Source organism: Leifsonia sp. Root1293 (assembly GCF_001425325.1).
In the GTDB taxonomy this organism is placed as follows: domain Bacteria; phylum Actinomycetota; class Actinomycetes; order Actinomycetales; family Microbacteriaceae; genus Orlajensenia.
Genome location: NZ_LMEH01000001.1, coordinates 1,127,485 through 1,147,081, shown reverse-complemented (window position 1 = coordinate 1,147,081; position 19,597 = coordinate 1,127,485). Strand labels below are relative to the sequence as shown.

The 19,597-nt window shown below is 65.3% G+C and carries 24 protein-coding genes; 11 read left to right on the top strand and 13 right to left on the bottom strand.

What is annotated here, in order from left to right; all coding sequences use genetic code 11:
- The first annotated feature begins 219 nt into the window (after nucleotides 1-219).
- The 5 genes from rplS to ASC59_RS05295 all read left to right on the top strand — a co-directional run bounded on the left by rplS (nucleotide 220) and on the right by ASC59_RS05295 (nucleotide 3,788).
- A complete protein-coding gene (gene rplS, locus ASC59_RS05315; RefSeq protein WP_055819197.1) occupies nucleotides 220-570 on the top strand; it encodes a 50S ribosomal protein L19 in 351 nt (116 codons plus the stop codon).
- 68 nt (nucleotides 571-638) lie between these two features.
- Nucleotides 639-1,415 (top strand): signal peptidase I, encoded by a 777-nt coding sequence (lepB, locus tag ASC59_RS05310; protein WP_082513410.1) that lies wholly within the window; start codon nucleotides 639-641, stop codon nucleotides 1,413-1,415.
- A complete protein-coding gene (locus ASC59_RS05305; RefSeq protein ID WP_055819194.1) occupies nucleotides 1,412-2,068 on the top strand; it encodes a ribonuclease HII in 657 nt (218 codons plus the stop codon). The genes lepB and ASC59_RS05305 overlap by 4 nt, the downstream gene beginning before the upstream one ends.
- 12 nt (nucleotides 2,069-2,080) lie before the next feature.
- Nucleotides 2,081-2,404 (top strand): DUF2469 family protein, encoded by a 324-nt coding sequence (locus ASC59_RS05300; RefSeq protein WP_055819192.1) that lies wholly within the window; start codon nucleotides 2,081-2,083, stop codon nucleotides 2,402-2,404.
- A 10-nt stretch (nucleotides 2,405-2,414) separates the two neighbouring features.
- Nucleotides 2,415-3,788, top strand: coding sequence for a glucose-6-phosphate dehydrogenase (locus ASC59_RS05295; protein ID WP_055819190.1), 1,374 nt, complete (start codon nucleotides 2,415-2,417; stop codon nucleotides 3,786-3,788).
- A gap of 81 nt (nucleotides 3,789-3,869) precedes the next feature.
- Here ASC59_RS05295 and ASC59_RS05290 read toward each other — a convergent pair whose 3' ends face one another.
- Nucleotides 3,870-4,526 carry a hypothetical protein gene (locus ASC59_RS05290; protein ID WP_055819187.1) on the bottom strand — a complete coding sequence of 219 codons (657 nt, stop codon included), beginning with the start codon at nucleotides 4,524-4,526 and terminating at the stop codon, nucleotides 3,870-3,872.
- 192 nt (nucleotides 4,527-4,718) lie between these two features.
- On the opposite strand from ASC59_RS05290, the gene ASC59_RS05285 reads away from it, so the two are divergent.
- The 3 genes from ASC59_RS05285 (at nucleotide 4,719) to ASC59_RS05275 (ending at nucleotide 7,546) form a co-directional block, all read left to right on the top strand.
- Nucleotides 4,719-5,078, top strand: coding sequence for a YraN family protein (locus tag ASC59_RS05285; RefSeq protein WP_055819184.1), 360 nt, complete (start codon nucleotides 4,719-4,721; stop codon nucleotides 5,076-5,078).
- Entirely contained in the window at nucleotides 5,075-6,787 is a 1,713-nt protein-coding gene (locus ASC59_RS05280; RefSeq protein ID WP_055819181.1) for a YifB family Mg chelatase-like AAA ATPase, read from the top strand. Before ASC59_RS05285 ends, ASC59_RS05280 begins: the two co-directional genes overlap by 4 nt.
- Nucleotides 6,788-6,994: 207 nt before the next feature.
- Entirely contained in the window at nucleotides 6,995-7,546 is a 552-nt protein-coding gene (locus ASC59_RS05275) for a hypothetical protein (protein WP_157487924.1), read from the top strand.
- Nucleotides 7,547-8,032: 486 nt separating this feature from the next.
- On the opposite strand, the gene ASC59_RS17450 is transcribed toward ASC59_RS05275, so the two are convergent.
- Complete coding sequence (locus tag ASC59_RS17450) at nucleotides 8,033-8,287, bottom strand: hypothetical protein (RefSeq protein WP_200942334.1); 255 nt, start codon at nucleotides 8,285-8,287, stop codon at nucleotides 8,033-8,035.
- Between ASC59_RS17450 and ASC59_RS17695 the strand changes: the two genes are divergently transcribed.
- Together ASC59_RS17695 and ASC59_RS05260 are read left to right on the top strand one after the other, a co-directional pair.
- Nucleotides 8,226-8,900: a DUF4145 domain-containing protein gene (locus ASC59_RS17695; protein ID WP_082513408.1), complete on the top strand. Its 675-nt coding sequence runs from the start codon at nucleotides 8,226-8,228 to the stop codon at nucleotides 8,898-8,900. The two genes, ASC59_RS17450 and ASC59_RS17695, sit on opposite strands and share 62 nt — an antisense overlap.
- Nucleotides 8,901-9,016: 116 nt before the next feature.
- Nucleotides 9,017-9,211, top strand: a complete 195-nt coding sequence (locus ASC59_RS05260; RefSeq protein WP_055819170.1) for a hypothetical protein — start codon at nucleotides 9,017-9,019, stop codon at nucleotides 9,209-9,211.
- Between the two features lie 61 nt (nucleotides 9,212-9,272).
- Here the strand turns inward: ASC59_RS05260 and ASC59_RS05255 are convergent, their stop codons facing one another.
- From ASC59_RS05255 to ASC59_RS17160, 7 genes are all read right to left on the bottom strand, one after another.
- Nucleotides 9,273-12,131: a phage tail tape measure protein gene (locus ASC59_RS05255; RefSeq protein ID WP_082513407.1), complete on the bottom strand. Its 2,859-nt coding sequence runs from the start codon at nucleotides 12,129-12,131 to the stop codon at nucleotides 9,273-9,275.
- An 82-nt stretch (nucleotides 12,132-12,213) separates the two neighbouring features.
- The gene (locus ASC59_RS05250; RefSeq protein ID WP_055819164.1) at nucleotides 12,214-12,459 is read right to left on the bottom strand and encodes a hypothetical protein; all 246 of its coding nucleotides are present in this window, start codon (nucleotides 12,457-12,459) and stop codon (nucleotides 12,214-12,216) included.
- A gap of 586 nt (nucleotides 12,460-13,045) precedes the next feature.
- Nucleotides 13,046-13,366 (bottom strand): hypothetical protein, encoded by a 321-nt coding sequence (locus ASC59_RS05245; RefSeq protein WP_055819162.1) that lies wholly within the window; start codon nucleotides 13,364-13,366, stop codon nucleotides 13,046-13,048.
- A complete protein-coding gene (locus ASC59_RS05240; protein WP_157487923.1) occupies nucleotides 13,366-13,719 on the bottom strand; it encodes a hypothetical protein in 354 nt (117 codons plus the stop codon). The genes ASC59_RS05245 and ASC59_RS05240 overlap by 1 nt, the downstream gene beginning before the upstream one ends.
- Nucleotides 13,720-13,824: 105 nt before the next feature.
- Nucleotides 13,825-14,817: a hypothetical protein gene (locus ASC59_RS05235; RefSeq protein WP_055819156.1), complete on the bottom strand. Its 993-nt coding sequence runs from the start codon at nucleotides 14,815-14,817 to the stop codon at nucleotides 13,825-13,827.
- 160 nt (nucleotides 14,818-14,977) lie between these two features.
- Entirely contained in the window at nucleotides 14,978-15,139 is a 162-nt protein-coding gene (locus ASC59_RS17165) for a hypothetical protein (protein WP_157487922.1), read from the bottom strand.
- A 2-nt stretch (nucleotides 15,140-15,141) separates the two neighbouring features.
- Nucleotides 15,142-15,297 carry a hypothetical protein gene (locus tag ASC59_RS17160; protein ID WP_157487921.1) on the bottom strand — a complete coding sequence of 52 codons (156 nt, stop codon included), beginning with the start codon at nucleotides 15,295-15,297 and terminating at the stop codon, nucleotides 15,142-15,144.
- A gap of 44 nt (nucleotides 15,298-15,341) precedes the next feature.
- Here ASC59_RS17160 and ASC59_RS05230 point away from each other — a divergent pair, with 44 nt between their 5' ends.
- The gene (locus tag ASC59_RS05230; protein ID WP_055819154.1) at nucleotides 15,342-15,935 is read left to right on the top strand and encodes a hypothetical protein; all 594 of its coding nucleotides are present in this window, start codon (nucleotides 15,342-15,344) and stop codon (nucleotides 15,933-15,935) included.
- Between the two features lie 187 nt (nucleotides 15,936-16,122).
- On the opposite strand, the gene ASC59_RS05225 is transcribed toward ASC59_RS05230, so the two are convergent.
- The 4 genes from ASC59_RS05225 to ASC59_RS05215 all read right to left on the bottom strand — a co-directional run bounded on the left by ASC59_RS05225 (nucleotide 16,123) and on the right by ASC59_RS05215 (nucleotide 19,597).
- The gene (locus ASC59_RS05225; protein ID WP_055819151.1) at nucleotides 16,123-16,893 is read right to left on the bottom strand and encodes a hypothetical protein; all 771 of its coding nucleotides are present in this window, start codon (nucleotides 16,891-16,893) and stop codon (nucleotides 16,123-16,125) included.
- 5 nt (nucleotides 16,894-16,898) lie between these two features.
- Nucleotides 16,899-17,237, bottom strand: coding sequence for a hypothetical protein (locus tag ASC59_RS17155; protein WP_157487920.1), 339 nt, complete (start codon nucleotides 17,235-17,237; stop codon nucleotides 16,899-16,901).
- 506 nt (nucleotides 17,238-17,743) lie between these two features.
- Nucleotides 17,744-18,094, bottom strand: a complete 351-nt coding sequence (locus ASC59_RS05220; RefSeq protein ID WP_055819148.1) for a hypothetical protein — start codon at nucleotides 18,092-18,094, stop codon at nucleotides 17,744-17,746.
- A 105-nt stretch (nucleotides 18,095-18,199) separates the two neighbouring features.
- The gene (locus tag ASC59_RS05215) at nucleotides 18,200-19,597 is read right to left on the bottom strand and encodes a recombinase family protein (RefSeq protein WP_082513405.1); all 1,398 of its coding nucleotides are present in this window, start codon (nucleotides 19,595-19,597) and stop codon (nucleotides 18,200-18,202) included.

The following is a 19,597-nucleotide window of genomic DNA, read 5'->3' as shown; positions in this document are numbered from 1 at the left end:
GGTTATTCGGAGCGGCACGAGTCAGCGCTGGCAAGGTGCAGCGCAGGGTCCTCGCGTTTTGCCCTGGTCGGGGCATCCGTGGCAGAATAGGAGATTGTGCCGCAGCACAGGCTCTGCCTCCGGGGAGTCAGCGTTGCATTCGCAGCCATCGCGGCGCACTTCATTCCTCAATCAACTAGTCCGTGTTCGACCGGTGGCGGGCACAGAGAGCGAATCAGCATGCATATCCTCGACGCCGTCGATGCGGCCAACCTCCGCACCGACATCCCCGCGTTCCGCGCCGGCGACACCGTGAAGGTGCACGTCAACATCATCGAGGGCAGCCGCTCGCGTGTCCAGGTGTTCCAGGGTGTCGTCATCCGCCTCTCCGGCGAGGGCATCCGCGAGACCTTCACGGTCCGCAAGGTCAGCTTCCAGGTCGGCGTCGAGCGCATCTTCCCGCTGCACTCCCCGGTCATCGACCACATCGAGGTCGTCACCCGCGGTGACGTGCGTCGCGCGAAGCTCTACTACCTGCGCGACCTGCGCGGCAAGAAGGCCAAGATCAAGGAGAAGCGCGACAACCACTAGTCGTCGCTCGCCTGAACTTCTCTGAGCTCCCCACCCCGTAGAATCGGGTGGGGAGCTCAGACAGTTAAATGACAGAAGAAGACACGGTGCTCGTGAGCACGGAAGACCAGCCAGTCGAACAGCGACCGCGTCGAAGGAATCGGGGGGCGCTGCTCTTCGTTCGCGACCTCCTCATCATCTTCCTCGCCGCCATCCTCATCTCCTTCCTGGTCAAGACGTTCCTCATCAGGTCGTTCTTCATCCCGTCGGAGTCGATGCGCGAGACGCTCCAGGTTCACGACCGCATCATCGTGAACGAGCTCGTTCCCGATGTCGTTCCGATCGAGCGCGGAGACGTCGTCGTCTTCAAGGATCCGGGCGGATGGCTCATGCCGACGCCGCCGATCGAGCAGAATCCCGTTGCAGCCGCATTCGACTGGCTGCTCTCGCTGGTCGGGTTGTCGGCTCCCGACAGCAACGACCATCTCATCAAGCGGGTCATCGGACTCCCCGGCGACCACGTCGCCTGCTGCAATGCGCTCGGTCAGGTGAGCGTCAACGGCGTTCCGCTCGACGAGCCGTACATCGTCATCCCCGAAGGCGAGACCCGGGCGTCGAAGGACGACTTCGACACGACGGTGCCGGCCGGATCGCTGTGGGTCATGGGAGACAACCGCTACAACTCCAAGGACTCCCGCTACAACGGAACGACGCCGGGCAAGGGCTACGTCCCCATCGACAACGTCGTCGGGCGCGCGTTCGTGGTCAGCTGGCCCGTCGAGCACTGGGCCTGGCTCGGCGACTATCCCGAGACCTTCGGCGGGGTACCAGACCCCTCCGACGCACGAGCCGACGACGGCGAATGACCCCCGTCGCAGACCCCACCCTGGAGTTCGAACTCGAACTCTTCGACTCCGGCCACCGCTACGTCATCGGCTGCGACGAGGTCGGTCGCGGCGCCATCGCCGGCCCGGTGGGAGTGGGCATGGCCGTTCTCGAGCGCACACATGTCGTCGTTCCCGAAGGACTCCGGGACTCGAAGCTGCTGAGTGAGAAGCGCCGAGAGGTGCTCGCCCCGGTTGCAACAGCGTGGGTGCTGCACTCGGCGGTCGGGCTCGCATCGGCCGAGGAGGTCGATGCCATCGGCATCATCCCAGCGCTCGGACTCGCCGGCAAGCGCGCCCTCGGCATGCTGCACGCCTCGGGTGCCGCCATCCTCGAGTCGGCGATCCTCCTCGACGGCAGCCACGACTGGTTGAGCCCGGCGCTCACGACGCCGCTGCCGGTCATCACCCGGGTGAAGGCCGACCGCGACTGCGGATCGGTGGCTGCGGCATCCGTCATCGCCAAGGTGCACCGCGACCGTCTCATGATCGAGGCGCACGAGTCGACGCCGGCCTATGGCTGGGTCGGCAACAAGGGCTACGGATCCGCCGAGCACTACGCGGCCATCGATGAGCATGGTCCGTCGGCGTTGCATCGGCTCAGCTGGCTGAAGAGCACCGCCGTCCCGGCGTAGGATTGGAGCACCATGGACGAAGATGAATTCGACGACTACGACCGCGAGGTCGAACTGGCGCTCTACCGCGAATACCGCGACATCGTCACGCAGTTCAAGTTCGTCGTCGAGACCGAACGCCGCTTCTACCTCGCCAACGAGGTGGACCTGGTGCGCCGTGACACCGAGCACGACTTCTACTTCGAGCTGAACATGAAGGACGTCTGGGTGTGGGACGTCTACAGGTCCGACCGTTTCGTCAAGTCCGTGCGCGTGCTCACCTTCAAGGACGTCAACGTCGAGGAGCTCGCGGCCAAGGAGTTCGAACTCCCCAAGGAACTCGCACTCGACGAGTAGTCTCGCACCCATGGCTACTGCTGTTCGTGAGACCCTGATCATCCTGGGGGCGGGCGGTGACCTGACCTCTCGTCTTCTGCTGCCCGGACTCGCCTCGCTTCTGGCGTCGTCTCGGGGCTCGCACATGGCGCTGATCGGTGTCGATCGCGATCCGATGACGGATGCCGCGTGGCAGAAGAAGGTGCGCACGGCCTTCGCCGACGCCCCGTCCTCTATCGGCACGTCCGTCTTGGAGTCGAGCCGCTACCTGCAGGGCGACGCGACTTCGTCGGACGATCTGCAGCGCGCGCTCGACGCCGCTGAGGGGCGCGTGGTGCTGTACTTCGCACTGCCTCCGGCGATCGCGGCGGCGGCGTGCGCCGCGCTGACATCCGTCACCCTTCCACCCGGCATCGTGCTGGCGCTCGAGAAGCCGTTCGGCACCGACGTCGCGAGTGCGCGGTCCCTCAACCGTCTCCTCGAGACCCTCGTTCCCGAGGAGCAGGTGTTCCGGGTGGATCACTTCCTCGGCAAGTCGACGGTGCTGGGACTGCTCGGTCTGCGATTCGCCAATCGACTCTTCGAGCCGCTCATGTCGGCCCAGCACATCGAGCGCGTCGAGGTGGTCTTCGACGAGCGCCTCGGACTCGAGGGGCGCGCGGGCTACTACGACCGCGCCGGTGCCCTGACCGACATGATCCAGAGCCATCTGCTCCTCGTTCTCGCGCTCGTGGCGATGGAGGTGCCGTCCGACCTCAGCTCGGAGGTGCTGCGCGGCGGAATGGTGCAGGTGCTGCGCGCCGCCCGGCCGTGGAAGCACGATGGAACCGCCAGCCGCCGCGCCCGCTACACCGCAGGCGACGTGGAGGGACGAGAGCTCCCCTCCTACCTGCAGGAGCCCGGAGTCGACCGAGCCCGCGGCACCGAGACGCTGGCAGAGATGGCCGTGGCCATCGACAACTGGCGCTGGGCCGGAGTTCCCTTCATCCTGCGATCGGGCAAGGCCATCGGCAACCCGCGGCAGGAAATCATCATCACCCTGAAGCCCGTGCCGCAGCTGCCGACCGGGTTCACCGGGCCGGCACGTGACGCGCGGATCCGCATCGGGTTGAAGCCGCCCGTGCTCGACATCGATCTCGCCGTCAACGGCGGAGCCGACCCGTTCAAGCTGGAGTGGGACACCCTCTCGGCCGAGTTCGAGGTGAGTGAGCTCAGCGCCTACGGCGAGGTCCTGGCCGAACTGCTCGAGGGCGATCCGACGCTGTCCGTGCGCGGCGACGTCGCCGAGCAGTGCTGGCGCATCGTCGCACCCGTGATCGCGGCGTGGCGGCGCGATGCGGTCGAGCTCGACACCTACAAGGCCGGATCGGCGAACCCCCGCGGCTGGAGTCGTCCGCTCGCCTGAGAGTGGTTCATCGGCCGGGCCACCGCTCGTCGAGGGCTGAGCACAGCGACCGCCCGGAGCGCTCCGAGAGATCGGCTCCGCTCAGCTGCACCACTCCTTCGGGGTTCCCGACCCGTCGGTGGCGCCGATCGAGAAGACGGTGTCGTCGTTGACCACGAAGTCGACGACGCCTTCGGGGTCGGATCGATCAGAGTAGACCCACGTGTCGTGGCCGCGCTGCACGTCGGTCGTCAGATCGGGATAGGCCGCCGACAGTTCCTCCATGGTGGAGCCGACACGGATTCCCGCCTCTGTCTCGGGGGACGGGACTGTGCGGTCGGCGCCGGACAAGACCCAGAGGTTGCTGATGCGCGTTCCCTGGTCCGACAGCTCTATCACGATCTGTGTTATTCCGCCGGGGCTGTAGATCACGATGTCGCGGCACAGCTCACCGGGATCGAACCCGGGAAGAGACCCTGCGGTGGTGGCGAAGTCTGCGCCGCGGACGATCGGGCCGATTCCCTGTGCGGATATCACCCAGGAGGAGACGTCGGCGCTGTCGAGGGGAGTGACGGTCGGGGCCGCCGTCGCGGACTCTGTGGGGGACGATGCCGGTGTCGATGTGGACTGGGCAGCCGCTGTCGTCGACGGCGCCACGACGGAGTCCTCGCCCGAGGGTGTGCACCCCGTCAGGACCAGGGCGAGCCCGGCGATCACGACGGTTCGAGTGAAGGCTCGGGTGGCGCGGATCCGATGCATGGGTCTCCTCTGGGTGTTCACCGGCCGCGCCGGATGCTTCACCGTACCGGCAGAGCGCGACCTCCGGCTGCAGCGCAGCCGGTGGCGATGTGTTCGACGGCACTCCTCCCCACCAGCGACGTTTCAGCGCCCCCTCGCACTGAACCATCGGGCTCGATCCGCAGCTGTTCCCTGCACGCCAGAGTCGTCTGCATGGGCGACAGGATCGAACTCGGACGACGCGGCGAGCAGCTGGCCGCCGACTACCTGACCGAGCGCGGCTACCGCGTCATCGGGCGCAACTGGCGCTGTCGCGACGGCGAGATCGATGTGATCGCCGAGCATGGCGGCGAGACCGTGTTCGTCGAGGTGAAGACGAGGTCGAGCACCGATTTCGGGCATCCGTTCGAGGCCATCACCCTCGGCAAGATGGCACGGATGCGCAAGCTGGCGGCGGCGTGGTGCGAGTCGACCAGCACCGGATCGCGCCGACGCATCCGCATCGATGCCATCGCCGTCATCGCGCCGCGTGACGGGCTTCCGAGCATCGAGCACCTGCAGCGGTTGTCGTGAAGCTCGGCCGCACGAGTTCCGTCGCCCTCCTCGGCATGACGGGGACCCTCGTCGAGGTGGAGGCGAACATCTCCAGCCAACTGCCGGGCCTCGTCATCATCGGGCTGCCGGACACCGCTCTGTCCCAGGCGAGCCACCGCGTGCGTGCCGCGGCGAGCAACTCGGGCATGCCGCTCTCGGCCCATCACATCACCGTGAACCTCTCACCGGCGTCGCTGCCGAAGCACGGCTGCGGCTTCGATCTGGCCGTTGCGCTCGCCTGTCTCGCGGCCGCCGGTGGCATCGAGCAGGAGTCTCTGGAGCGGGTCGTGCATCTCGGTGAACTCGCGCTGGACGGCCGCCTCAGGCCCATCGCGGGCGTGCTGCCCGCCGTGGCCGCTGCCCGTGCCTCCGGGCGCACCAGAGTCATGGTGCCGACGGCCTGTGTCGACGAGGCCGCGCTCGTTCCGGGGATGCAGGTGATCGGGGTGGCGAGCCTGCGCGACGCGGCCATCTGGCACGGCGGCAAGTTCGATCCAGAGCCCGTCGACGCCATCGCCGGGCCGGTCGCACCCCGCCACGACGACGACGATGTCGGCGACCTGGCGGATGTCATCGGACAGGATGCGGCCGTGATGGCCTTGCAGGTGGCAGCGGCTGGAGGTCATCATCTGCTGATGCTCGGGCCGCCGGGCGCCGGCAAGACGATGCTGGCCGCCCGTCTCGCCGGCATCCTTCCCGATCTCGACGACGACGCGGCGTTGGAGGTGAGCGCCGTGCGCTCGCTCGGGGGCGGCTTGCCGGTCGGTGCCGGCCTCTCCCGCCGCCCGCCCATCGAGGCGCCGCACCACACGGCGACGGCCGCCGCGATGGTGGGTGGAGGCAGCGGCATCATCAAGCCGGGTGCTGCCGTGCGCGCGGCCCACGGGGTGCTGTTCCTCGACGAGGCTCCCGAGTTCCCGGCCGCCGTGCTCGATGCGCTCCGCCAGCCTCTCGAGTCGGGCCGCATCACCATCCATCGTGCCAACGCCGTTGCTGCCTTTCCCGCCCGATTCCAGCTGGTGCTGGCCGCGAACCCGTGCCCATGCGGGCTGTTCGGGGTCGCTCGCGAATCGTGCACCTGTCCGCCCAATCTGCGTCGCCGCTATCTGGCTCGGCTCTCCGGCCCGCTGCTCGACCGCATCGACATCCACTTCCGAGTCGACAGGGTGAGCGCCGCGCAGCTGCGGCTCGCTCCCGACACGGCTCGTCTCACCACAGCCCAGGCACGGGCGCGCATCGTTCAGGCCAGGGACGCCGCCCGCGAGCGTCTCGCCGGCACGCCATGGCGCACGAACGCCGAGGTGCCGGGGAGGTGGCTGCGCAGCGACGGAGCCCGCCCGTCGGCATCGTCCCTCGCAGCACTCGACCGCGCGCTGGAACGAGGGGTGATCACCATGCGGGGCTACGACCGCATCTTGCGGGTGCGCAATACCTCATTTCCACATATGTTTGGAAGCAGAAGTCGGCCCCTGTGGAGAGTCGCTGCACGTCAACGCGAGCAGTCCTATTCTGATGGCATGGACGAAGTCGTCGTCTCAGAGGGCCTGCTGGTGACCGATTGCTTCCGGAAGCCGGCAGAGGTCGAGACCGATCCCAACTGCAGCAGGTGCCTGGTGCGCATGGACGCCGTCGAGCGCGGCCACACGGTGGTGTGGGAATGCCCGGAGTGTGGGTTGGTACAGCTTTGAAGGTCTTCCGCTGGCGCCACGCTCAGGTCTAGTCTTCGGGACAGACGTTTCACCTGACCCGAAGGCAGAAACCGATGATGCGAATATGCGCTCGATGAAGACGCCCGCCTGGCTGCTCATCGTTCTGCTCGTGTGTGGCGCTCTCGTGCTGTGTGCTGGCTTGCTGTGGATGTAATCGTCGGGAGACCGGGCGATATGGTGAGGCCCGTGACCTCCACCGACCCGCACACTGACGGCATCTACCTCCGTCGGTTGGTCGCGCAAGCCGACGCATTCATCGCCGAGCTCGAGAAGATCGAACATCAGGCGCGCCACCAAGGTCTGCCGCCCGCCTCGTTCTGGGACTCGATTGACAACGCGATTATCAGCCTCGGCAGAATGTGCGACGTCGTCTGGCCCTCGGAGGGACGCACGGGCGCGAAGGCTCGCACCGCGCGCGAGCGAGCTGCGCATCTCCGCTCAGTGCTTGTACTGGCCGACGACGGCATCCCGTACGACCGAGAGGTGCGAAACTGCGTCGAGCATTTCGCCGAACGGCTCGACGAACGTCACGCCGACCCTGGCGCGAACCACGTGGACAGAGCCATAAGCAACAGTGACCGCGGGATCGTGGACGGCGTCGCCCCCGACGAATACGTCAGGTTCCTCAACAAGAGCACCCTCAAGTTCTGGGTGTTCGGTCACTCCATAGCCTTCCGCGAAGTGCTGCCACTAGTGCAAGACGTACGTGCACGCGCGATCGCCGCCACCGGGCGCTGAGCCAATGGACTGGGTGGTGATAGTCGGGATCGCAACCGTCGCAACTGCAGCGTTCACTGGATATGCCATCGCACAGAGAGCATTGGAGCGACCTCGGCCAGTGTGGCGGCTGACCCGGAACCCCAATGCGTTCCCTTCGGATTCCGGATGGTGGACCTATGTCACCGCTCAGAACGTGGGCGACGGAACCGCGTATGGTGCCCGCCTGGTCGTCAAGGACGGGACCAGCGTCGAAAACGTCCAGGTCCGATCACGCTCTGGCGTACTCGCCAGCGGAGAGTCGCTCATCACATCAGTCCGAATCGACATGCAGGCGACTGTCGAGGAGAACGCCTACGGGAGCCCTCTAACTAGGCCGCTTTCCAGCCAAGAGGTCGGGCGGGTGCGCGTCACTGTCATGTGGAACCATCCACCCCACCGGTGGCGCACACGCAAGCGCAGTTGGCGAGTTGCACGGATGGATGGCGAAAGCTGACCTGGCTTGGCTCACCCTCGCTCTGGTAGCGAGCTGACATACCGGTCGAGCTCGGCCTTCGTGAACATGACTCGCTTCGAGTCCCCGACGGCGGTGAGGAGTTTCTTCGCGCGTAGCTCGTCGATCTCCCGAACGGATTTCGACAGGTAGTACCCGGCGAGCTCTTTCGTCATCAGCGCTGGCGGGAACTCGATTCGTATCGTCATGCCCAGTACCGTAGAAGGCTTTCCGCTGGGCATAATCAGAGACATGGCCTCAGCTTCCACGACATGCCCCTTCTGTGCCCGCTATTCGCACTTCACTATTCGGTGGGGGCGCGTGCTAAAGGAGGGGGACGCGCTGAGGTTCGCTGCCGAGTGTGATCACTGCGGCGAGATCTCCGCGGCTCGTGGTGTATCTGGCTACCGGTACGGGAACTCTATTGATTTAGGCCAAGTGAAAGAAGGAGTTGCGAGCAGCGACCTACCTCTCGAGTGGTACCCGAGGGTCGGTGTAGCGCCAACAGTCGACGACGTCCCCGTCCACATCCAGCGGGCGGCACAGGAGGCCTATTCAAGCGCCAGTGTCGGCAATCACATGGCAGCCATCCTCATGGCGCGTACCGTCATCGAAGCATCTGCGAAAGAGAAGGACATTCTCAGCGGGAACTTGTTCACGAAGATCAACGCTTTGAAGGACGCCAGCTTCATTCGACCAGCCATTGCTGAACAAGCGCACGAAGTCCGCTTCGCGGGCAATGACATGGCGCACGGCGACATCGATGTTGCTCCCGACGCAACTGACTCCGAGGAGATACTCGCGCTCATGGCCGAGGTTCTTAGCGAGATCTTCCAAGGCCCGGCCAGGCTCGAGCGAATCCGTGCAAAACGGAACAGTTAGTAGACAAGGGGAACGGACATGGACCGACGTGAAACCTTCCCCGGGAGTCCATAGGAACTAGCGCTGCTCCCGGTGCCCGGAGTAACGTCAGGGCCACCCGAGGAAGGGAGCACCCCATGCCCGATGGGTTTGCAGACAACCGAGACAACGCTACGAACTTCGGAAAGGCCGCCGAGGCGGGGGATCTGAAGGGAATGTGGAACGCGGCGAAGGGCAACAAACCGGCAGCGAAGCCGGCACCGGCCCCGCAGCCCCAGCCTGGCGGCGGGTTCAACATCAACATCAACAACTCGAACCAGCAGCAGCAGTAGAACCGCCGGGACGGGCGCTCACACACTCGCCAAGCGCGTGAGCGCTCACTCGCCGTGAGTCTCAACCCCCGTATCCGAAGCTGTAACGCACCCATCGCGATGCCTCGAGGCTTTGCTGCCAGACAGACTTGCCCGGCTGCGGCACGATCTGCACAGTGCTGTTGAAGGTGGCGCCCGCGGCCGACCTTCCAGAGCTGCCGCCGCCGGTGACGTACTGCGGTTGCACGTGGCCACCGTCTGCGTAGGCGGGCATCCCGTGGAGGGTGCGCCTCCACGCGTACACACTCGCTTGGCCACCCATCGCGGCGACATCAGCCGCGGTGAGCACATGCTCCCCGTTCGACAGCCGGGCGAAGATGCTGTCCGAAGTCCCAGTTCCCGGTCCGTAGATCGCACCACCCGTCGCGTGCCCGTCACCCAGCCCGAACCCGATGGCCGGATTCGTAGCGTTGACGGTGATCGTCGCGACGCGCGCGTTCGTGTTGGCGATGAACGCGTCGATCTGGCGTTGCGCGGTCCACGTGTCGGCGATGATGTCGATCTGCTTCTGGTTGGGCATGGCGACGATGTGATCGCTCAGGTACTGCACCTGAGCATCGGTCGCGCCGAGATCCCGGGCGTTCTGCAGCACCTTGTCTCGATTCGCCTGCAAGGCGGCAACGTAGTTCTTCGTGTTCCCGTCCAACGCGAACTGTGCGTCGGCGGCAGCTTGCCCACCCTCAGCTTGGTCGAGCAGGACGTTGTAGTTGTCACGCCCTGCCTGAGTGGCGACGTCCAGACCGGCCGCATACCCCTCAGTGCCCGCACGGACGTTCGCGATCTGCTCAGCGACCTTCGACAGAGCATCCTGATAGGCGATGTTCGCGGACACCGCATCGATGCCGATGCCGTTGGCCTTGTTAATCGCGTCGACGAGTCCGGTGACTTCGTCGTTGAGACCCGCGGCTTGGTCAGCAGCGGCCAGGTACGCGTCTGCGGCCTCGAGCGCGGTCGGCGTCGCTTCGCCGAAGGCGAGCTCGAGCAGCGCCGTCTTGTTCGCTGCTTTGTCCGAGGACGTGACGTTGACCCCGAGCTGGGTCGCTTGCGCCTTGAGAGCCTCTTCATAGGCAGGCATGGTGCGGAGCAGCTTCCCCTGCTGCTTGGTCGTGAGGTCGTACTGTGTCGCGATGGCCCGGAATCCCTTTTGCGCTGCTGGCAGATCCTCCGCCGCGAGCGTGCCGAGGCTCTTGCCCAGTCGGTCGAGAGCGTCGACCGCTCCGAGTTCATTCGTGCTCAGATTCATGAAGCCCAAGAACTGGTCAGCTGCGGCTGTGGACTTGTCAAGCAAGCCGGGCAGATCCTTCAGCGCGTCGGCATAGTCGCCGAACAGCGCCGTCGTCGCGCCGTCCGACTTGGTTGCGAGCGCCAGAAGTTCGGCGCCCGTCGCGGCCCGCTTGAGGGCGTTCGCGAACTCATTCGACGACGTCTGACCGGCCTCAATCATCTTGGTGAGGAGGCTGACGCCGACCGCAGCGGCCGCGAGTGCGATACCCCACGGCCCGACGAGGAACCGTGCGGCCGAGCTCATGGCTCCACCCATCTTCGTGACTGCCGTCTGAGCGCCGACCGCGGCCGCTGCCACACCTGGGATGTTCGAGGTGCGCAGGGTGGCGAGCGCGATCTGGAACTCGGCGACCTTCGGGATCGCGACGAGGAACGCCCCAGTGACGAGGAGTCCAGCCGCGGCGAGTGCGCCGAGTGCGAGGGCGGTCTGCTGCACCGGGAGGGGTGCGGAGTTGTAGATGTTCACGAGGTCGGTCAGTGTCTGCACAGAGAGGCGCAGTACGCCGTCGGCGGCCGAGCCCGACCGGATCAGCGCCGTGTCGAACGCTCCACCGAGCTGCTCGACGTCACCCTTCAGGTTGTCGAGGCGCTTTGCCGCAGTCTCGGCTGCGTAGCCGGAGTCGTTGACCTTGTTCTCCCACTTGGCGATGCCGTCGGCACCCTCCTCGTAGAGAACAGTCGCGGCGCGCACGGCGTCGGAACCGAAGATCGTAGCCAGGGTCGCATTGCGCTGCTCATCCGTCAGGCCCGCGAGCGAGGTCGCCAGGTTGCCGGAGAACTCCTCGAGTCCAATGAACTTGCCGGCCGCGTCGTAAGCGGAGATCCCGAGACGGTCCATCTCCTCCTGCGCCTCGGCCGACTGCGGCGTCAGGCGCTGCAGCATGGCCTTGAACGAGGTGCCAGCGTCGGAGCCGAGGAGGCCCTGCGAGGCGAAGGCGGAGAGTGCCGCGGTGGTCTCGTCGATCGACAGGCCGGTCGACTTCGCCAGGAGCGCGGACTGATTCAGGGCTGCACCGAGGTCGGAGACGTCACCCATCGCCTTGCCTGCACCGGCGGCGAGCAGGTCGGCGACGTGCGCCATGTCGGCGCCTTCGAGGTTGAACGTGTTCAGGGCCGTGGCGGCGATGCTTGCAGCGTCGGCGACGTCGAGACCGCCGGCCGCAGCGAGAGCCAGGGCGCCGTCGAGACCGCCGTCCAGGATCTCCTTCGCGTCGACGCCAGCCTTCGCAAGTTCCTCGATGGCGTTGGCAGCCTCGGTGGCGGAGAACACGGTACGCGCGCCGGCGTCGAGTGCGGCTTCGCGGAGCGCCTCGATGTTGTTCGTGGCGTCCGCGCCGGTGGCTGAGACCTTCGCGATCGCCTCGTCGAACTCTGCGTACTTGGCGATCGCCAGCCCGACGCCGACGGCGGCCAGGGTGCCCATGGCGAGGAGCCCGGTGCCGAGCTTCGTCATCGACTGGTTCTGTGCCTCGAACCGAGCGGCAGCTTCCTGCGCCGACTTCGACGCTCTGTCGGTGGCCTGCTTCGCCTGAGCGAAGCCGGCCACGTAGTTTGACACCTGCGCAAGCAGGCTTACTTTCACGACCCGATCGGTCATTGTTATCGGTCTTTTCTCCACCGGGAGAGGGAACGAAAACGGCCCTTCCGCAGGGCGCGGAAGGGCCGGAGGTGTAGACGGGTTAGGTACGGGCGATCTGGTCGATACCCTCGCGGAGCGCGAAGGCGGCGCCGGGTGCGGTGAACTTCTCTACCCAGTCGCTGGCCAGAATGTTCGCCATCCGCAGGACGACCTCCCACACCGCGACGGGGTAGCCGCGGGCATCGTTGAGTAGGTCATCCTCGAGCTGGCCCATCATCACCGGATCGGTGGTGAGCACTCCGAGCACGGCCCGAAGGGCACGCACTTCGTCGATCACATCTGTCATGGCTCAGGACTCCTTACGGTTGTGGTTCGTGTCTTGCCTGGTTCGTGTAGGCCTGCGCACGAATGGTGGCGCCGGCCAATAGGGTCAGCTCATGGCTTGGGATCAACCAGTAAACGGATGGGAAGTGGTCATCTCCGTTGTGCTGACCGTCGTCGCGGTATGGGTCGGGTGGCTTCTACGGCTAGGGGCGAAGGGAATCCGAGATCAGGCTCAGAAGAAGCACGCGGCGTACAGGGGACGAGTCGAAGGTGTCTGGCAGTTCCAGTACGAGGCCTCGACCCGACACATGATCATCAGGAGTGCTGACGAAGCGCGACGCGTCACGGTGTTGCCAACAATCAATTTGGGGTGGATGCCCGCCGGTGATCTCCTCTTCAGTGACCGGTCCGCCCGAGCGGGAACGATCGCTGAGTTTGTTGTCCCTCGACATGTGGACGGAGAAGATGTTTACTCCGTCCAAGTTCGGTGGATCGACCCAAAACGACCCCGGTGGTGGAACTGGTGGACTCACGTTTCAAAGATGGAACCCGAGGATCGGGAAAGCGCGAGATCCACGTATTACCTGCCAGATCCAGTGACGGAGCGCTCAGAAGTCCTTTCGTGAAAGCACTCGGATCGAGTTGTCGGGTTCGACGCTGTAGAACCCGAGCGGGTTGAGTCCGTCCACGAACCGGCGGAGTGCTGAGCCGCGCACGTGCACGGGCTCGCCGGCGTCGATTCGGCGGATCATCGGGGTCGTGTGGTTGAGAGTGTGAACCCGGATGTACCGGATCATCTCGTCGCCGCCTTCCCAACGTTCGCCGTCGGCTGGGGTGCTGAAGCGCTCCGCCTCCGCCTCGTACTTCGCGCGCAGTGCGGCGCGTATGTCGACGTCGGCGGCAGGCTGTGCCGCCTTCCATCGCGCCATCAGCCGGCATCCCGATACGAAGGGCGACCCTGCCAGCTGCGTTCAGCTGCGGCCACTTTCTTGCGGTCCTTCACTCGGCCGTTCAGACCCTCGTCAGGCAGCTTGATCGCCTCGAGGATCTTCGCCAGCGCCTGCCGGCCCTGCCGCACCTCGGTGAAGATCGGATTCAGCCGATCCTGGCCCATGGAGCCAGTCACGATGGGGCCCTGATCCTTCAGGACCTTCTCGAGCAGTTCGATGTCGTCCGCCTGCCGCTGCGCCAGTGAGAGAAGAGCCAATTCGCGCTCGTCCCACTCCGCTCCAACAGGCAGAGCGCCGTTCATCTGCGCGACTAGATCGCTACCCGCGGTCATCGTGGCCTCCGAAAAAACCGTGAGGGTGCAATGCAGAGATGGGAATCTGCAGCACCCCTCCGGTACTGGGAGATGGGTGGGGGTGGGGGTGGTGCCCCCGGTTCATCAGTGGCCGCCGATCGGGATCGTTGTGCCGGTGCTGCGTGCGTCGTAGTCACCAGTGCCGATGAGCTCGCGCACCCTCTGCTTCTCTCGTCTTTTGCGTGCTGCCATTGAGGGGTCGCGCTGAGGTGTGGGTGTCTTCTGTCCTGTGATGTGGAGGTGGTTGTCTCTCCACTGTTCGTCGCCTGTGCTGAGGTAGTGGCTGAGTGCCTGTGCTGCGTTGATGAACGCCTCTGCGTCTGGCACCCACGGTGTGGTGTGCTCGGCGATGACGAGCAGGCGGGTTGCGGCGCCGAGGGTGTTGTCGAACAGCTCGGGTATCCCTGCTCCTGGCTTCAGGTGTCGGGTGCCATTGGTCAGCTCACGGGGGAGTAGGTCGAGGGCGTTGGCGTAGTGGGCGACGGCGGTGTTGATCGGGCTCTGATTTGGGGTGAGGTCAGTTCCGAGCTCCTTGTACAGGCGTACCTGCACGGCGCGTATCTCGTCGTAGTCCCGAGCTAGCTCTCCGAGTCGCTTCCACGCTTGGATCTGCTCGTCCGTGCCGGCGATGGCAGTGTCCGCGGTGCGTCGTCCGCCGAGGGTCTCGCCGATGTCCTTCGCTTCGACCACGAGTCGAGCGAGGACGGCACGCAGGTACTTGAACGCCGGCCGCACACTGTGGCTGTTGAACGGGGAGGTGTGGTGCCACGACACGGCCACGCTGTCGATGAAGTACTTGCGCTCGCGGTTCAGTGTGTCCTGGCGGGCGGCCTCCAGGATGGGTGCGGCGACGTCGTCGGGGATGGGCTGACCGTCGCGGACGAGCTGCTCGACGAGTGCGGCGATCTCGGCGCGCACTCGGGGTTCGGTGGGTTCGGCGGACGGTGCCTCACTGGGCAGCCGGTAGCGGGGTGTGGCTCCGCTGCGGTCGACGCCGGCGACGCCGAGTGTGGTGAGGATCTGGTCGCGCTCGGTGTGGCCGGGGACGAGCGCGAGCGCATCGGTCGTGATGCTCATGCGTTGGGTTCCTTTCGGGACTGTCGGGTGCTGAAGAGGTTGCGACCGGCTTGGATGCCGAGCGCCGTCTGCGCTTCCGGTTCGTCGACAGCGGAGGACTGTTCGACGTCGATGGGGTCACGCCGTCGAGTGGCGAACAGGCGACTACCGTCGCTGACGCTCACCGTCCGCCACCGCCGGCGGCGATCTTCGCGAGGATCGCGTCGTTGTAGGTCTGGGCGCCGGTTTTGCCAGCCGCGTCGAGCTTGATGCCGACGAGCTTCGCGGCTTCCTCTCGTGCGAGTGCGCGGACTTCTGCGATCTCTCCTGCGTCGAGTGCCATGGTCATGCTCCTTCGTGTGGGTTCGTGTTATCAGGGGTGAGGATCTCGTCGATTTGGTCGGCGAGGTATTCGAGTTGTGATTGGACGCGCAACAGGGCGCGGCGATACCGCTTCGCGCGCTTCTCGTGCTTCTTCGCGATGTCGCGGTAGTCGGTCATTCGGGGGTCTCCAGACGTGAATGCGTGAGGGATAGTGTTCGGGTATGGCCACGGACGTCTGGACGCTCGATGACACGATCAAGCTCATTCAAGGCATCGCCGTGCCGGTTGGCGCAGCCCTGCTTGCGCTCGCCGGCGTGATCTGGGCAAACGAGGCGAAGCGTCGGACGGATCGGCGGATCGAGCGCGACGCACGAATGCTCGTTGCGATCCAGGAGCTTCGGGATCTAGGGAAGCGGGTGAACGAGAAAGCTCCTTTTGACCAGGAGTACATGGCGCCGGGATGGAGCTTCGACTGGGCGATAACACGCAAGCGGGACGTGGTCGTCGGGCGATGGTTTTCGATGGTCGTTCTGACCTTGGCTCGCCTTCAGAACACGGATGGAGCGCCTCTCGCGAAGTCCTTCGAGGCTTCGATCCTTGTGAATGAGACGATCAACGAATTGAACGCGTGGCGCCTGAAGTCGCGAAAGCCGGCGTGGTTCGATGCGGAGGCCGACAAATTGGAGGCGGACCTCGCGAAACCGATCGCTTGGGGTGGCGTACTGAGCGTGGTGGGTGCACCGGCCGAGGCCTCCTCGTTCGCTGGGCCAGTCACGGACCCTGCACCCACATCACCCGATACGGAACAGGACTAGCAACCGGCCCGGTCGAAGTCGCGGGCGCAACGCGCGCAGGGAATTGGATAATCGCGGTGCAGGGGGCAAGCGCTGCCTGGAATGAATCCGACCCGAGGTCGGCTCGCTTGAGCTTCTAGGCCGGCCTCGATGTCGCACTGAAGGCACCTCGGTGGGTGCGCCTCGCCGATGTGGGCTGCGCAGAGGGTCACGAGGCCACCTCAGATCGTTGCCGCTCGCAGCTCGCGCACTCACCGCTCCGGAAGTCGAGAACATAGTCCGGGTGGCGGCTGCAGTACTGGGTGAGCTGCAGGGGAGTCTCCGCCGGGCTGCGAGATTCAATCGCTGGGATCTGCTCCTCGTCCTCCCAACGCCTACCGTGGAGCCACTTGGCGGCCTCCATCACGAATCGCTTGTCTCCGCCCGCTTGAAGTAGGGCGAAGCCTCGGACGCCGGCCATGATCGTCGATAGCTCGGTGGTCCTGCGGATCGACTTGAACGCTCGGCGAGCGTCGGCTTTGCCGGTCTTGCGGGGATACACGTACCAGAACTCCGCGAACTCTCGAACGAGAGTGTCTTCTTCTCGCTCGTGTTCTGTAGAGATTGTCTTCTTAGTGTCGGATTCACCGATGTCGGTTGCACCGCTGTCGGTAAATCCGCCGGTGACTGAGAATCCGACACCGGTGGGCTCTGAGAGTTCGTACTCGACTTCGTTGAACCGGCCCCGACCGCCGCGGGCCTGACTGACCTCGAGATAGCCGAGCGATGCAAGCTCTGCAATGGCTTTCCGGATGGCGTCGCGACCCTCGGTGCCGGCGGCCTGCAGGGAGGCGATGGATATGTGCCAGCCCACGCGGTGTGTCATCAGTTCAGCCAGGAGACCCTTAGCGCGCCGAGACAGTCGGATGTCGCGTAGCCAGGCGTTCGGAATCTGCGTGAAGTCCCGCTCGAATGACATCACTGTTCGCTGGATGCCCATGGGGGTCAGCCTCCGCGAACTGCGGCAGCGCGACGCGCCGCCATCGTTTCAGCGGCGCCGGACATGTCCAAATTCCGCGCGGCGTGCGCTCCCGTCGGATCGACGTATCCGTTGACGAACAGATCGAACCTGATCCATGTCCTGGACTCGATGTAGTCGTCGAGAGCCACCCTGGCGGCGTCGATTCGCCGTTCCCCGCAGCGATGAATCAGCCTGCGGATGAGCTTTGAGACCCGGGCAGGCGGAAGAGTCTCGCCTTCGGTGCTTAGGCGAGTGTGGGCATAGCGGATCAGCTCTTCCACTGTGGCCGTCTCCTGATTCCCGGCCTTGGTACCAGCGGTCAAGCGGCATCACTGCTTCGAAGTAGAGCCGCGATTCGGTCGCGCTGTTCGTTGGAAAGAGGTGGCGCTTCGGCGACCACTTTCGCGACGTGGTCTTCGAGACGCGCAGCGCGCAGATTGCGCCGGGCGTCGAGTAGGTCCGGATCATTCGCGGAGCGCGATCGGGACAAGGCGGCTACGCGGCCGCGTTCAACAGTCCATGCGGGCAAGAGTAAAGCCTCCGAAGAGTCGGAGAGACTGGATGTCTCTCGGTGTTCCCGACTCGGGAGGCTGTCTTGCGGTGGACGCTACTTTCGTTTGAGATAAGCGGAGCTAGCTACTAAAGAAAATAGCAGCTAGCGGCGACAGGAGTGATTCTCACGCGGCGTGTCCTGAACCGTCAGAGAGCGGGACGGGCCCGGTCTCTGACGGTTCAGCTCACTAGCCGCGACGGGCTCGATCGAGGAGTGTGCGAGCTACCCAGGAGGACTGGCGCAGCAGCACTGGACGGGACGCCATTGTCGAGGTCCTCATGATGCGTCGAGCCGGTCCGCGGCCATTCGGAGCAGCGCTGGCACCTTTTCGTATTCTGCTGCGGCCGCCCGGAGGTCAGCTGCGCTCAGGCCGTCGTTGTGCACATTCGGCCACACACTCGCCCGTGTGCCGTCCTCGTCCTGATAGACGGCGATCTCGAATGGGCTGCCCATTCCGAACGGGAAGGTCTTCGAGTCGAGCAGCTGATGGAAGCCGTTTTCGAAACGGTCCTCGTGTTGGAGAACGCATCCGGGGACGCCGAGACTGCACATCTCGGCCTCCTCGGTGCCGACGGCATCAGGGGCCACCCCCTGATCGGCGGATTCGTTGTCTGTCATGATTCTCATGTCCGGATTCCTCTCTAGTTGTGATTCGGACGACGCCCTCGGTCTGCTCCAACAGCCCGGGGGCACCTCTATTCGCGCTAGCCCCTGTGTGAGAGGCGCGTGCGCTCAGTCTGCGGGGGAGAGCCAATCAATTCCGACGCTCTCAGGGCGGAACAACCTCGTGCCCCTGCCGGGGGGATGCAGCGTCACCCTCATCAGTGCGGTGATGACAGCTCGTTGTCTGGCCACGCTGAGGCCGTTCCATGCCTGTGCGACGTCCTCGGCATCCACGAGGGGGCCGAGCACGTCGGTGCGGCCAGCGTCTGCAAGCTCGGCCTCGATCGCTGCCAGGCGGTCTCGCAGGCGTGAGGTTGCCGCTCGTAACTGCGATGACGTGAGCGCACCGTCGGCGAAGTCGACGGCTAACGCATCGAGTCGTGCTCGAGCACCGTTCGCTTCATCGCGAAGCGCGCCAAGGTCGGGGTGATCCCGTTCGGACAGTAGTTCGCGTGCATCAGGCTGGCTCAGACGGGCCACGACCACAGTCCCGACAAAGTCTTCGACTGGCTCGGCGCGCCGGGCGAAGTGCCCAGCGGAGCCAGAACAACGATAAGCGCGGATTCCTCGCCGTGCGTTGCCGCCCGCGTGGGCCGTGGCACCGCAGACGCCGCAGACAGCGAGCCCAGACAACAGGTAGCGAGCGGTCGACTTACCGGTGAAGCGCTCCGGATTCGTCAACACGGCCTCAGCGGCTCGCCAGGTGGATTCGTCCACCAACGCCGGCCACTCGGCATCAGCGACGATCTCTCCAAGGTGCGCCCGCTTCCCCATGTATCGCGGGTTCAGGAGCACCAGCCGCACAGAGGACGGAACCCACGGGGACGGTTCCCCGGCGTGGCCGGAGCGCGCTTGCCGCTTCTGGCCACTTACGAGACCTCGAGCGTTCCAATCCCGGGCGATCTCGGCGACGGGAACGCCGGCGAGCAGGGCTGCGTAACCTTCGCGCACCGCAGCTGCCTCTTGTGCCCGGACGGCGATCCCGTCCTGGTCGTACCCGAATGGGCGTCGGCCACCAGATCGCTTGCCTCTACTGGCTCGATCGGCATTTGCCCGCCGCTGGCGCTCGCCCTTTCGACGCGTCTCGAAGCGGGCGATTCCGGCCAGCATGGTCGCGCGGAACTCGCCATCTGCAGACGTGAGGTCGATCTCTCCATCGACGGTCAGAACCTTGGCACCTGTCTCGGTCAAAGTCACGAGATCCTGCACCGAGCGCACGAGGCGGTCCAGATCCACGGCCACCACGACATCGAACTTTCCTGCGCTCGCGTCGTCGAGCATTCGAGCCCACGCAGTGTTGGCCCCGCGGACCTTGGAAGCCGAGACCTCATTGTCCTCGTATTCACCGGCGACCGACCATCCTCGAGCCTTTGCGAGGGCGCGGCACCGGGTCCGCTGGCGATCGATTCCCTCTTGGACGTCGAGCGACTGCCGAAGATAGAGTGCCGCTCTCGTTGGGTTCGCCAT